12 protein-coding genes and 1 tRNA gene are annotated in these 13,111 nt (G+C 58.9%); 1 reads left to right on the top strand and 12 read right to left on the bottom strand.

The genetic code is table 11. The features are described 5' to 3' along the window. Nucleotides 1-71: 71 nt before the first annotated feature. The 11 genes from panB to ABXH05_RS13875 all read right to left on the bottom strand — a co-directional run bounded on the left by panB (nt 72) and on the right by ABXH05_RS13875 (nt 11,479). A complete protein-coding gene (gene panB / locus ABXH05_RS13825; RefSeq protein ID WP_353561522.1) occupies nt 72-890 on the bottom strand; it encodes a 3-methyl-2-oxobutanoate hydroxymethyltransferase in 819 nt (272 codons plus the stop codon). 83 nt (nt 891-973) lie between these two features. Continuing rightward, nucleotides 974-1,807 carry a hypothetical protein gene (locus tag ABXH05_RS13830; RefSeq protein ID WP_353561524.1) on the bottom strand — a complete coding sequence of 278 codons (834 nt, stop codon included), beginning with the start codon at nt 1,805-1,807 and terminating at the stop codon, nt 974-976. Between the two features lie 30 nt (nt 1,808-1,837). After that, a complete protein-coding gene (locus ABXH05_RS13835) occupies nt 1,838-2,707 on the bottom strand; it encodes a hypothetical protein (protein ID WP_353561526.1) in 870 nt (289 codons plus the stop codon). Between the two features lie 94 nt (nt 2,708-2,801). Then, on the bottom strand, nt 2,802-3,506 hold the full coding sequence (locus ABXH05_RS13840) for a tetratricopeptide repeat protein (protein WP_353561528.1): 705 nt from the start codon (nt 3,504-3,506) through the stop codon (nt 2,802-2,804). A gap of 90 nt (nt 3,507-3,596) precedes the next feature. Beyond that, the gene (locus ABXH05_RS13845) at nt 3,597-4,145 is read right to left on the bottom strand and encodes a hypothetical protein (RefSeq protein ID WP_353561530.1); all 549 of its coding nucleotides are present in this window, start codon (nt 4,143-4,145) and stop codon (nt 3,597-3,599) included. 59 nt (nt 4,146-4,204) lie between these two features. Next, entirely contained in the window at nt 4,205-5,788 is a 1,584-nt protein-coding gene (guaA, locus tag ABXH05_RS13850; protein WP_353561532.1) for a glutamine-hydrolyzing GMP synthase, read from the bottom strand. 15 nt (nt 5,789-5,803) lie between these two features. Beyond that, complete coding sequence (locus tag ABXH05_RS13855; protein WP_353561533.1) at nt 5,804-7,057, bottom strand: RsmB/NOP family class I SAM-dependent RNA methyltransferase; 1,254 nt, start codon at nt 7,055-7,057, stop codon at nt 5,804-5,806. Continuing rightward, the gene (guaB, locus tag ABXH05_RS13860) at nt 7,054-8,529 is read right to left on the bottom strand and encodes an IMP dehydrogenase (RefSeq protein ID WP_353561535.1); all 1,476 of its coding nucleotides are present in this window, start codon (nt 8,527-8,529) and stop codon (nt 7,054-7,056) included. The genes ABXH05_RS13855 and guaB overlap by 4 nt, the downstream gene beginning before the upstream one ends. A 180-nt stretch (nt 8,530-8,709) precedes the next feature. Continuing rightward, entirely contained in the window at nt 8,710-9,450 is a 741-nt protein-coding gene (locus ABXH05_RS13865) for an RlmE family RNA methyltransferase (RefSeq protein ID WP_353561537.1), read from the bottom strand. 15 nt (nt 9,451-9,465) lie between these two features. Beyond that, nucleotides 9,466-10,770, bottom strand: a complete 1,305-nt coding sequence (locus tag ABXH05_RS13870; RefSeq protein ID WP_353561539.1) for a Ppx/GppA phosphatase family protein — start codon at nt 10,768-10,770, stop codon at nt 9,466-9,468. 163 nt (nt 10,771-10,933) lie between these two features. Then, a complete protein-coding gene (locus ABXH05_RS13875; protein ID WP_353561541.1) occupies nt 10,934-11,479 on the bottom strand; it encodes a response regulator in 546 nt (181 codons plus the stop codon). Nucleotides 11,480-11,657: 178 nt separating this feature from the next. Between ABXH05_RS13875 and ABXH05_RS13880 the strand changes: the two genes are divergently transcribed. After that, nucleotides 11,658-11,731, top strand: a tRNA-Gln gene (locus tag ABXH05_RS13880). A gap of 433 nt (nt 11,732-12,164) precedes the next feature. On the opposite strand, the gene ABXH05_RS13885 is transcribed toward ABXH05_RS13880, so the two are convergent. Then, nucleotides 12,165-13,079: a LysR substrate-binding domain-containing protein gene (locus tag ABXH05_RS13885; RefSeq protein WP_353561543.1), complete on the bottom strand. Its 915-nt coding sequence runs from the start codon at nt 13,077-13,079 to the stop codon at nt 12,165-12,167. Nucleotides 13,080-13,111: the final 32 nt, after the last annotated feature.

Consider the following 13,111-nt stretch of genomic DNA (forward strand, 5'->3'; position numbering starts at 1 on the left):
ACCCATAAAGTAGTTGAAAGCAAAGGCAATTAACGCCTTTGTCATCGCCCGGCGCCAAGGCCTCAACGCAGCTACTTCTTCATGGAGTAGGTGTGTTCCTTGGCAGGAAAATGGCGCGAGCGGACTTCTTTTGCGTATGCCTCTGCTGCGCCCTCGATGGCAGCCCCCAGAGTGGCAAATTCCTTCACGAATTTGGGCGGGCTGGGGTTGAGGCCCAGCATGTCTTCCAGCACCAGAATCTGGCCGTCACAGGCCGGGGACGCACCGATGCCGATTGTCGGTACGTCAATCTGGCCCGTAATGCGCGCAGCCAGGGGCTCTGCTATGCCCTCAAGAACGACTGAGAATGCGCCAGCTTCTGCCACTGCACGGGCGTCTTCTTCCAAAGCGGCCCACTCATCAGTGGTGCGGCCCTGGGTCTTGTACCCACCCATGGTCTGGACGCTTTGGGGTGTCAGGCCAATATGGGCCATGACCGGAATTCCGCGCTCAGACAGGAAATGGATGGTTTCCGCCATGCGGGCCCCACCTTCGAGCTTGATGGCCGTGCAACCCGTTTCATGGATAACCCGCGACGCGTTGCGGAATGCGATCTGAGGGCTCTCCTCATAGGTGCCAAAGGGCATGTCCACGACGACCACCGCCTGATCAGCACCGCGCATCACAGCCTTGCCGTGCAGGATCATAAGCTCGAGCGACACGCCGAGCGTGTTTTCCATCCCGTGCATGACCATGCCAAGGCTATCGCCCACCAGCAGCAGATCCACATACGGGTCCACCAGGCGTGCCGTATGGGCGTGATACGCCGTCAGGCACACCACCGGGGTGTTGTTCTTTGAGTTCCGTATCTGCGGAACGGTCTTACGGCGAACTGTGTTTTGAACGGACATGGGGATGCACCTCCTGACACTCAGGCCTCAAGCCTGCTTTTGTGCGGTGCAGCACACTAGTTGTCAGAGGCCTGAATGGCAAATCACCCGCCATTGCCTGTCCAACCGCTATCAACGCTGGAAGCCGGGGTTTGAGGCTCGGGGCGGTTGGACGCCAGGGCCAGATAGGAAAGGCCGAACCAGGACAGGATGCATACCAGCAGGTAAATCATCAGCAGGATATTTAGCAGCATTGAAAAAATCGCAACTGCCGGTGCCAATGGCCCGGAGAAGACGGTCAGGAATGCACCTAGAAACCCGATAACAAAAGAGCCGACAAAAGTGACTCCCATGCTCAGGATCAGGTAGCCGAAGAGAACCCGCCATGTGTTTCCCTCGGTTCGTCCCCAGGCTCGTGCGAAGTCGATTGGCTCGTCGTCCACGATTGCCGGGAACACAAATCCTAGCCGCATCACAATCGGCAAAATGATCAGTGTGATGACAATGACCGTCACCGCCAGGTTTGGCCGTGCAAAACCAAACGTGCCGTCGGGCGCGACTTGCGGGCCTGAAAACATGTAAAGGCCCATCACCGGCAGATAGACAGCCAGCATAATCAGATAGGCCAGCAAGAACTTCTTGGTCCGATCGCCGAACCCGTGCCGTTGCGCTTCATTGGTAATGACGTATCTCAGCGCGCCAACGATAGCCGGACTTGCGAGCACCATCGCGGCCACCCCGGCAATCATCGAGATCACAAACGCCCATGTCGGCTGCGTTGCGCCGGCCATAGCAGCGAAGCTTATCGCGATCGCCGCGAGATACACCACACCGGCGGCGAGCATCCACGGCCACATGATCTTGAAAAACGTGCCTCGGTGTTGCCAGGGCATCTTGAGGGCAGCCAGCCAGGTAGCGCGCAGTGGAAGTTTTTGCATGGTTCTGGTCCTTACGGCTGAGAGGTCAGGTTAATCGGCAGCGTCGGCTTTGATTTGTGGCGATGATTTTCCGTTCGGCAGGAGGGCGATCAGCGAGTAGGTCAAGAATGCGGCGCCAACCACTGTGAGGAAGTAGTTCGAAAGAACATTTGCGATGAGCCAACCCGCACTCATTGCCCCTACAAATCCACCACCGGCGCCGTCACCTGCCCCACCGGCCTGCTCCGGGTTCTGCATCAGGGCCTCAGAGCCGCCTACAACAAACCCAATGACCAGACTGATGACGATCACCAGAAAAAAGTACAGGAGCCAGGCAAACAGCAACCGCAGGGTGCTGCCCTTGGAGACCTCCCACGCCAGGAAAATCGAATCCGGTCGTTGGAGCGCTGCTGCAGGCAGGGCCAGGAACAACCGCGAACCAATCACGATGCCCACCAAGGCGAAGACAGCAACTGCGACGCCCGTTCCAAGGTCCAGGCTGGTCGCGTCCATCTCGAAGCCTTTATCAAACCCGACAAAGGCCCAGACAAAAAAGTAGCAAAGCAGCATATAGGCGAGACCGATCAGGAGAAGCCCGATCACAATCAGGAAATATCTGACAACCGGCCACGCCAACCGCCATTTGTGATCGACGTCGGCCACGACGCGGTGTGTGAGCACGGCTGTCGATGTGAAGATGAGATAGACAAGGACCAGCACGCCAAACAGGGTATACCCGCTGGTTCCTTCGACTGGCACCATCTCTTCGGTGCCCAAAAATGCGCCCGGCGGTGCAACCAGTGAAAAGAGGCTGAGGCCTATGGCTGCCGATACGATGTAGAAAGGCAGCAAAGGCCACGCGAATTTGAACGGCGCAGCGAACGCCTGTCCCAGCACATCAAAAACCGGAAGCTTGACCATAATTCCCCCCATTGGCCGCCCAACCCTAGATTGAGGTTGGTTTAGTCAGCTTGGCTGACCCGGGGGAGAGGTTCAAGGGATAATGGTGCTGGCGTCAGTTCTGGTTGCTGCCGTAGGCCCAGGCTTTTTCTTCGATGTCCTTGTTGTCGGGTGCAAGTTCATAGGCACGGACGAAATCGTCTCTTGCGAAACTCTTTTGGCCGAGCGCCTCAAAAATCCGTCCACGGACGTAATAGGCGGCGGCATAGTCAGGGTTGAAAGCCAAAGCCTTGTTGGCGTCGTTTATGGCAGCATCCAACTGTGCCATCTCAAGGAAGGCATTGGCGCGGGTGGTGTAGATGTCACCGCTCTCAGGAGACAGCTCCAGCGCCTTGGTGTAGTCTTCAATGGCTTCGTCCAACTGGCCCGTAAGCTTGTACGCCACGCCGCGATTGACGTGGGCTGTCACCATGTCGGCTTCGGGCAGGTCGCCCGCTTCAAGAGCGCGGGTGCAGTGGATGATGGCCTGTTCAGGGGTGCCATCGCCAAAGAACTGCGCGTGGCACAGTTCATTTTCAACGATCGCATCAATGTCATCACCGACCGCAGTCTCTTCTACTGGGGCGGCCTGCGTTGTAGTTGCCTCAACCGCTGTTCCCTCTTCCGCCACGTCAAGCGGCGGCGGTGTCATCTCAACGTCTTCCTGGCTCAAAACCTCCACCGCGGGAGATGCTGTCTGAGCCAAGACTGCAGAAGCGGTAAAGGTCATCGCTAAAGCTAAAATGCCCGTGATGAGCGTCTTCAGGGTTTTGATACGCACTGATTTACTTCCTGATCCTTCGTGGCCTCACAAGGCCAACCCAACTTGCTTTATCGCACAGCCCATGGGCGCGTGGGTAGTACAACACCACTACCACGCCCCCAATGGCTGGCAGTCTTCCACCAGCAAGGCATCTTCGCTATTGGGGATATAAACCTGAACAGCTGCATTGGTGCCGTATTGCTGGGTCTCACATTGGGCGCTTTGAGTTGTTCCTACGGCAAAGTAAGTGCCCGGCTTGATCCGACACATAACCACCGCGTCAAGCTTACTCCACTCGGGACAGATCGCATTTGCTTCACGGTAGCTGGCTTTTTCGCCTGCCGGCTTCTCAAAGCTCCACCACCGTCCAAACTTGGAGTGACGTGATGCTGTGTCGTAGGCGCGGTACACTTCGATAGTGCTGTCTGGATAGAAGACCTTGCTGTTGCACATTCCTCCGGCCCCCGGCTCACCCTCCGCCATGTTACGGACTGTATTTGCCCGATGGCCTTTAGGAATCTCCACGGCACCATCCAACACAACCGGTGCATCTGCCGCACAAGCCGTGACTGCAAGGCTGACTTCGCGAAGAGGCGCTTGATTTGCACATCCGGCAATGAACAGCAGAGCCAATAAGGTCAGAGATTTCTTGTGCATGATCTGATCCTCAAAGGCCAAAACTTGTCCCTTCCGGCAGCCGCCAAACTTCCGTGGGATCATTCCCACTCAATCGTGCCCGGAGGCTTTGAAGTGATATCGTACACCACCCGGTTGATGCCGCGAACCTCATTGATAATGCGCGTTGCGGTGCGGCCCAGGAACTCATGACTGAAGTCATAGTAATCAGCCGTCATGCCGTCTGTTGAGGTCACCGCACGCAGGGCGCAGACGAACTCGTAAGAGCGTTCATCGCCCATGACGCCGACGGTCTTGACCGGGAGCAGCACAGCGAAAGCCTGCCAGATGTCATCATAGAGGCCCGCATTGCGGATTTCTTCGAGGTAGATCTTGTCTGCCTTGCGCAGGATGTCGAGACGGTCCCCCGTGATCTCACCGGGGATGCGGATAGCAAGGCCTGGTCCAGGAAACGGGTGCCGCCCAACAAAAGGTTCTGGCAGGCCCAGCTCACGGCCCAGCACGCGAACTTCATCCTTGAAGAGTTCACGTAGCGGCTCAACAAGCTTCATGTTCATGCGCTCGGGCAGGCCACCCACATTGTGGTGTGACTTAATGGTGACGGACGGTCCGCCTGCGAACGACACGCTTTCGATCACATCGGGGTAGAGCGTGCCTTGGGCGAGGAAATCAGCGCCGCCGACTTTCTTGGCTTCATCGTCAAAGACGTCAATGAAGGTGGCGCCAATGATCTTGCGCTTGCGCTCGGGGTCTGTGACGCCTTCCAGCTTATCGAGGAAGAGCTTTTGCGCATCCACATGCACGAGCTTGATGTTGTAGTGATCGCGGAAGAGCGTCACGACTTCTTCCGCTTCGCCCATGCGCATCATGCCGGTATCAACGAAAACACAGGTGAGTTGCTCGCCGATGGCTTCGTGCAGCAATACGGCGACCACGGATGAATCGACACCGCCAGACAAGCCGCAGATGACCCTGCCCTCGCCCACCTGCTCACGCACGCGCTGGATTTCCGTCTCGCGGAACGCAGCCATGGACCAGTTGCCACCGCAGCCGGCGATCTTGTGGGTGAAGTTTTCAAGAAGCTTTGCCCCACGCAGTGTGTGCACCACCTCGGGGTGGAACTGGACGCCGTAGAAGTGGCGGCTTTCGTCGGCGATGGCAGCGAAGGGCGCGTTGTCGCTTGTCCCAATGACCTTGAAGCCATCTGGAATTTCAATCACGCGGTCGCCGTGGCTCATCCAGACCTGGTCGCTTTCGCCGGTGTCCCAGACGCCGTCAAAGAGCGGGGACGTTTCGGAAGCCGTGAGTTCTGCCCTGCCGAACTCGCGCTCGTCTGCGGTCTCAACGCGGCCGCCGAGCTGCGCCACCATGGTCTGCTGCCCGTAGCAGATGCCAAGAACCGGAATACCAAGATCAAAGACGCGTTCTGGCGCGCGGGGTGTTCCCATGCCGGTGACGCTGGCTGGGCCGCCCGACAGGATGATCGCCTTGGGCGCCAGCCGGTCGATCGCTTCGTCCGCCTTGTTGTAGGGCACAATCTCCGAGTAAACGCCGGCCTCACGCACGCGCCGGGCGATCAGCTGAGTGACCTGACTGCCGAAGTCGATGATCAGGACCCGGTCGTCTGCGCCTGCGGGAATGTCTAAATCGGATGGTTGCGTCATATCAGGCTCGTCAGGTTATGGCGTTGATGCGCGTTCAAGGCGGCAGACGAAAAATCCATCTGTGCCATGTGAATGAGGGGCAAGGCGAAGTCCGAATTCGCCTGCTGGTGCAGGATCAGTTTCGGCGGAAACAGCTTTGAAGTTTGTATGGGATGACAGGAACGTTTTGATCCGCTCTTCATTCTCTAAAGGTAAAACCGAGCAGGTCACATAAACCAGTCGACCGCCGGGTTTCACGAGCGTGGACGCCGTGCGCAGGAGTGCATCCTGTGTCTTGGTCAGCTTTTCTATTTCCTCAGCTGTCACACGCCACTTTTGTTCGGGGTGACGGCGCCATGCGCCGGATCCAGAGCACGGCACATCGATCAGCACACGGTCACATTTGCCGGTCAGCTCCCCAAAGTTGCTGTCCTGTGGCCATTTCATGGGCTGGATGTTGCGGGCGTCAGCACGCTTCATGCGCGGGGCGAGATTGCCAAGACGGCGTGCGTCGGTGTCGGTGGCGTAGATCTGTCCCTTGTTCTGCATTGCCGCTGCAATGGCCAGAGTTTTGCCGCCACCGCCAGCGCACAGATCCATCACCTGCATGCCGGGTTTCGCATCGACCAAGGCTGCAGCCAGCTGCGAGCCTTCGTCCATTGGTTCAATCAGGCCTTCCTTGAAGGCAATGGTGCCAGCAATCATGTGATTGCCTGATACCCGCAGGCCTGTGGAAGCATGAGGCGTTGGTGAGGTCTCAATGTTGACTGCTGCAAGAGCGGCGGCTGCGTCTTCACGGCTTGTCTTGAGAGTATTGACGCGCAGATCAAGGGACGCTGGGCGGTCAAGGGCCGTGAGCGCCTCATCCAGATCATCACCGAACGCTGCTTCCAGCTGTGGCAGCAGGAACGCCGGCACGTCGTAAGACGGCAACCCGGCCTGGTCTGCACTGGTCAGGGTCCGGATCAGGGTGTGCTCGTCATCGCTGAGCGGTGGTGGTGCGTGGCCTTCGCCGGAAAACAACGCGGCAATCTCCTGGGGAGCCTTGCCTTCGCCCAGCACCAGATCAGCAATGAGCAGGGCCCGGGGCTGTTCGCCGACCTCATTGGCATAATAGCCGCGCCTGCGGAGAACAGAATAAACCTGTGTGGAAATTGCACGCCGGTCTTTTGATCCGGCAAAGCGATGGCTGCGGCCCCACTGGCGCACCACATCGTCGGCGGGCCGCAGAGCCTGCTCGATTTCTTCTACAATCTCGATTGCTGCCGCAACGCGGGCTGCTGGCGTCAACGGCTCGGGCTCGGATAGTTGGGTGTTTCACGGGTGATGGTTACGTCGTGCACGTGGCTCTCCAGAAGGCCCGCATTGGTGATGCGGTGGAATTTGGCTGTCTCGTGCATGGTCGGAATGTCCTTGCAGCCGGTGTAGCCCATGGAGGCACGCAGCCCGCCGACAAGCTGATGAAGGACGGCTGAGAGCGGGCCTTTGTAAGGCACTTGCCCCTCAATCCCTTCGGGAACCAGCTTGAGCTGATCCTTCACGTCGGATTGGAAGTAGCGGTCTGCAGAACCGCGTGCCATGGCACCAATGGAACCCATGCCGCGATAGGCTTTGTAGCTTCGCCCCTGATACAGGAAGACTTCGCCGGGGCTTTCGTCGGTGCCTGCGAAGAGCGAACCGAGCATGGCAACGTCTGCGCCTGCGGCAACGGCCTTGGCCATGTCACCTGAATATTTGATCCCACCGTCGCCAATCACCGGACGGCCCGAGCCTTTGGCTTCGGCCGCGCATTCCATGATGGCTGACAGCTGAGGAACACCGACGCCTGCCACGATGCGTGTGGTGCAGATGGAGCCAGGACCAATGCCGACCTTGATGGCGTCTGCGCCTGCTTCGATCAGGGCTCGAGTGGCTTCTGCCGTTGCGACGTTACCTGCGATGACCTGCGTGTAGTTGCTGAACTGCTTGATGCGTCGCACGGAGTCCAGCACGCCGGACGAGTGACCATGGGCCGTATCAACCACAACGACGTCAGCGCCTGCAGCGATCAGTGCTTCTGTGCGTTCGAAGCCGCCATCGCCAACGGAGGTGGCAGCGCCGACTCGTAGGCGACCCTGCTCGTCCTTGCAGGAATTGGGATGGAGCTTCGCCTTCTCCATATCCTTGACGGTAATCAGACCGGTGCAGCAATAGGCGTCGTCCACGACGACCAGTTTCTCGATGCGATGCTGGTGCAGCAGCCGCTTGGCTTCGTCCTGGCCAACATTCTCTCGCACTGTGATGACTTCTTTTGTCATCAGCTCATAGACCGGCTGTTTTGGATTGCTGGCAAATCGCACGTCGCGGTTGGTGACGATGCCGACGAGTTTCTGGCTTGCCTCAACCACCGGAATGCCGGAGATGCGGTGCTGTTCCATCAGGTTCAGCGCGTCTTCCAGAGTGGCGTCCGGTGCGATTGTCACCGGGTTCACCACCATGCCGCTTTCGAACTTCTTCACCTGACGAACCTGCTCGGCCTGTTCTTCCGGTGTCATGTTGCGGTGGAGAATGCCCAGGCCGCCTGCCTGTGCCATGGCAATGGCAAGAGGAGCCTCGGTCACGGTGTCCATGGCTGAGGAAATGATGGGAATACCAAGCTCGATATCGGCGGTGAGTTTGGTTTTTGTGTCGACGTCGCCGGGTAGGACGTCAGACGCAGCCGGGCGTAGCAGCACATCGTCGAATGTGAGCGCCTCGGGGATATTTCCGTTCTGGATTTGCAAGCCAACCTCCGCTTCTGCGCATCAAGGCTGCCGGGTGGCAGGTAGTACGCAGGGTCTCGTTGTTGGCGGGGGTAATTACCATGATGCTGGCCAACAGCAAACCGTTTTGCGCTGCACAAACGCAAACAAGCCATGCGCGAGCCATCAAAGTGGCGTGAAAGGCGCGATTGGGCCGGAAAATCAGGCGTCGTCCGCATCCTTGGAGGTCGCGGTGCCCCTGAAGCCGGTGGCAAGGACGTACATTTCTGCCGAATCGGAGCGGCTTGCCTTGGGTTTGACGTGGCGAACGACCTTGAAATTGGTCTTGAGCGTCATCATCAGGTCCCGCTCTGCGCCCCCCTGCAGCACTTTGGCCAGGAAACTGCCGCCGGGTTTCAGCACTTCCATCGCGAAATCCAGCGCCAGCTCACACAGGCTCATGATGCGCAGATGGTCCGTCGGCTTATGGCCGGTGGCGGACGCTGCCATATCGGACAGCACAACGTCAGCAGGACCGCCCATCTGGCGCTTGAGTTCATCCGGCGCCTCGTCGGCCATGAAATCCATTTCAAGCAGCGTTGACCCGGCGATGGGTTCAATCGGCAAAAGATCGATCCCGACGACCTCCCCGCCGCGTCCGTTGGCAGCACCTGTGCGTTTCACGGCAATCTGCGTCCAGCCGCCCGGCGCTGCACCAAGATCAAGAACCCGGTATCCAGGTTTGAGCAGATGGTACTTGTCGTCGATTTCGATGAGCTTGTAGGTCGCACGGCTGCGGAAACCGTCCCGACGGGCAGCGGCCACGTATGGATCATTGAGCTGGCGCTGCAGCCACAATGTGGACGAGTTCTTGCGACCGCGTGCGGTTTTCACGCGCTGCTTGAGTTCGCGCGAGCTGGCCATGCTGCCAGAGTTGCCGCCGCTTTTGTTTTTCCGGGCCATTCGATCAACTACTGCTTACTTGTTTGCGGGCTTGGCACCCGGTGGACGGCGGTTACGGCCGCCTCTGCGACGACGGCGTTTGCGCTTCTGATTGCGGCGTTCCTCGCGCATCAGCGTAATGAGGATGCCCTCACGCAACCCCCGATCCGCCACGCGCAGGCGCTCACATGGCCACGAGGTCTGTATGGCTTCAAGGATGGCACACCCGGCCAAAACCAGATCTGCGCGCTCCTTGCCTATGCATGGCACGCTGGCCCGCTCATCAAAGTTCATGATGCTCAGGCCGTCTGTTACAGCGGCAACATCAGCAAAGTCCACCCAGATGCCATCCACTTTCGAGCGGTCATACCGCTTGAGCCCCAAATGAATGCCGGCGATGGTCGTAACTGTCCCGGACGTTCCAAGCAGATGAATGTCGCCATTGGCCACAGCCTGTGACAGCTCGGTATCCAGCTCATCGGACCATGGCCGGTCATCCAGCAGGGCTTTGACCTCACTGACCATAGCCTCGTAGCCGGACCGATTGACGGTGCGGCCATCATATCTGTCTGCAAGGGTCACCACCCCGACCGGGAGGGAGGCCCAGGCCAGCAATTCAGGCTCACCGTTTGCGTTCTTGTCCGACAGATCAAGCCATACGAGTTCGGTCGATCCGCCGCCAATATCGAAGACCAAAGCCCGCTTTGCCTTGCGGTCCAGCAATGGCGCGCAGCCCAGGACGGCCAGACGGGCTTCGTCCTCAGGGCTCAGCACTTCCAGCTCAAGCCCTGTTTCGCGGGCCACGCGCTCCATGAAGACATCCGCGTTGTCCGCATGGCGGCACGCCTGGGTGGTCACCACACGGGCACTGACCACATTGCGGCGGCGCATTTTGGACGCACAGATGCGCAGAGCTGAGATGGCGCGGTCCATGGCACCCTCAGTGAGCATGTTGTGGGTGCCCAGCCCCTCCCCCAGTCGCACGATGCGCGAAAACGCATCGACCACCTCAAACCCTGAGCTTGAGGGCTTGGCAATCAGGAGACGGCAATTGTTGGTACCAAGATCAATGGCCGCGTGACATCGCTGCTGCGCGCCGCGGTTTTTGCCGCGACGGGGCCGGTTCTTGTTGCGTGGTTTGTCTGACTTATCTGAGTGGGCTGAAGACACGTTGCCGCTACCGTCGGGCTGGCGCACCCTCGGTGTCACTTCGCCGTCCGGCAAAGAGTGCTGCTTTTCCACACGTGTGGCGCCAGGCACTCCGGCGTCAGTCCGGGCGCGTTGCCCGGTGTCGCCAGGGGAAGCCGGGGCCACCCGCACGGTCTCGTGCGAGTCGTCCACCCGTCCCACTCCTCGCACTGCTACGCCCTAAACAAGCTGGATGCAGCGCGGATTTATGTTGAACTTGGCAAAAGCCTAGCACCCCTCATGGCTGCAAGCCAGAGGGCCGTACAACCGATGAGACATCAACATGACGGATGTGGTTCGACGGGTGCGGATTGGCCTAGTCGGCCATCATTGAATCGATTTCGTTCTGGGTCAGCGGACCTGCACCACGCCTGTCGCCACCATCGAAGGACGATTTGCGGTGACGGCGGTCCGGGCCAACGAAGCCTTCTGCCACCACAAAATTGCGAGGGGCATAAATCGATGCTTCGATCTTCTTGCGCAGTTCCGTGGCTGAGAACGGCTTGGTCACATACACGTTTGACCCATTGTCGCGTGCAAGCTCCACGGATTCACGAGATGGCAGAGACGCCATGCAGACCACGCCGGTCTCAGGAGACTGGCAGCCTGTATCGCGGCGGATGTATTTGAGCAGCTTGGGGCCTATGCCCTCTTCAGGACGCCAGTCGATCAGGACGCAGTCCGTGGGTGCAAACGCCATGCGGGCGATTGCTTTTTCCTCATCGGGGAACATATCGAAGGTGCGCGGCTCAAACGACTTGACGAGCTGGGTGAGGATCGAGCGCAAATAGGACGATTCCTCAACCATCACTATGTGACACTTGGACAAGTCACGCTTGGCGTGCGCTGACATATCTGACATTTGACCATCTCCCGCCCGACCGTGATGCCCTGCTCTCACCATTCGTGACAGCGGACAATCGTTAAGGAGTATCGCTTTCGACGGGTAAATGTGGCCTTAACCAGCAGGTGTTAATCCATAAGACGAGAAAGAGGTTTGACAGGCGACAAGCCTTCAAGGTAAACCGCCGCTTCCTCGTTGGGGGATCGTCTAATGGTAGGACAGCGGACTCTGACTCCGCCAGTCTAGGTTCGAATCCTAGTCCCCCAGCCAGCCACTCCCGTTGATCGAGCTTGTCTCTTGGCGCCAGTGTGGTGGCCACCGAAGACTGGGTTTCTGGACCTTATGCAGAAGATGCGGCTCTCGACATTCGTGAGCAGACGCACGGTTTGATGACTTTTCGGAGAGACGAGCACTGTCTTTGATCGCGCGGGCAGACTTTGTTGCCTTATGTGCAAGCCCCACGTCGGAGTTGAGCTGCAGGCCATACCTCGTAAGGCATTTGGCGCGGACGGTCGGATTTGGAAAGGGCGGATCGTGATTGAGACACAACCTTGAACCAACGTATCGCTGATGCTCTCGGCGTTTTTGGATGAGAGTCGAGTAGGCGCCTATCTGCGTCTTGCACCAGAAGCTGGGCTCTTACCCTGGCTGGGGGAAAGCAAGGGGTTACATCACGAGCGCTGATTTCTGGATTGAGAGCGCGCTAGGAACTGCTGACACTGTTCATGACATCGGGAAGCTCACGGTGCAGAAAAGCAGCAAGGGCATCGACCTGTGGTGGGTTACCCCTGCGCTCGTGCATCAGAAGGCTGATTTCTGGCAGCCCCGCGGTCCAGTCCGGCATTAGGCGGCTCAGTCGCCCTTCAGCGACATCCTCGGCGCAAACATATGACGGCAAAGCCACCACACCGAGCCCTGCAGCGGCCGCCTGTTTCAAGGCGACCATGTCATCGCTGCGCATGCGAGCTGCAAAAGGAACTGATGCGGTGCTTCCATCAGGCCCTTGCAAGGACCAGGCGCTGCTCCCGGGGCGCCACCCAAGCGCAAGACCGGGCTGGCCATCGAGGTCGGTCGGTGACGCCGCGGCGCCTATATGTTGTGCGAGGCCGGGTGAGCCGAACAGGTGCCATGGGACGTTGGTAATGCGCCTTTGGATCAGCCCGGAGTCAGGCAATAGATTGGCATGCCCCCGAATGGCCAGGTCGATGCCGTCAGCGATCAGGTCAGCGTAGTCATTCGAGGCCTGGAGGCGCAGGACGACACGCGAGTGCTCGGACAGGAAACGCGGCAGGATCCGGCTGAGCCCGAACTGCGCGACGCCGACAGAACAGGACAGGGTGATGGTGCCCTCCAGTGAGTCCTTGTCTTTGCGTACCGCCGCTTCGGCGGCCGCCATGCATTCCAGGGCGATCTTGGCATGCCGGTAGTAAGCCTCACCCGCCTCGGTCAGAGACATATGTCTTGAATCCCGGTTCAGGAGGCGCGTGCCGAGGGTGTCCTCGAGGTTTTTCACCTGCCGGCTGATGCGCGATTTGGGAATGCCCAGCGTCCGTGCCGCGGCAGAGAACCCCCGTTTTTCAACGACATTCACCAGGTAGTAGGCGTGATTGAGGTCCATGGCTGCGGAGATCTCCATTGCATCTACCGTTC

The sequence above is a fragment of the Pyruvatibacter sp. HU-CL02332 genome (genome assembly GCF_040362765.1).
Lineage (GTDB): Bacteria > Pseudomonadota > Alphaproteobacteria > CGMCC-115125 > CGMCC-115125 > Pyruvatibacter.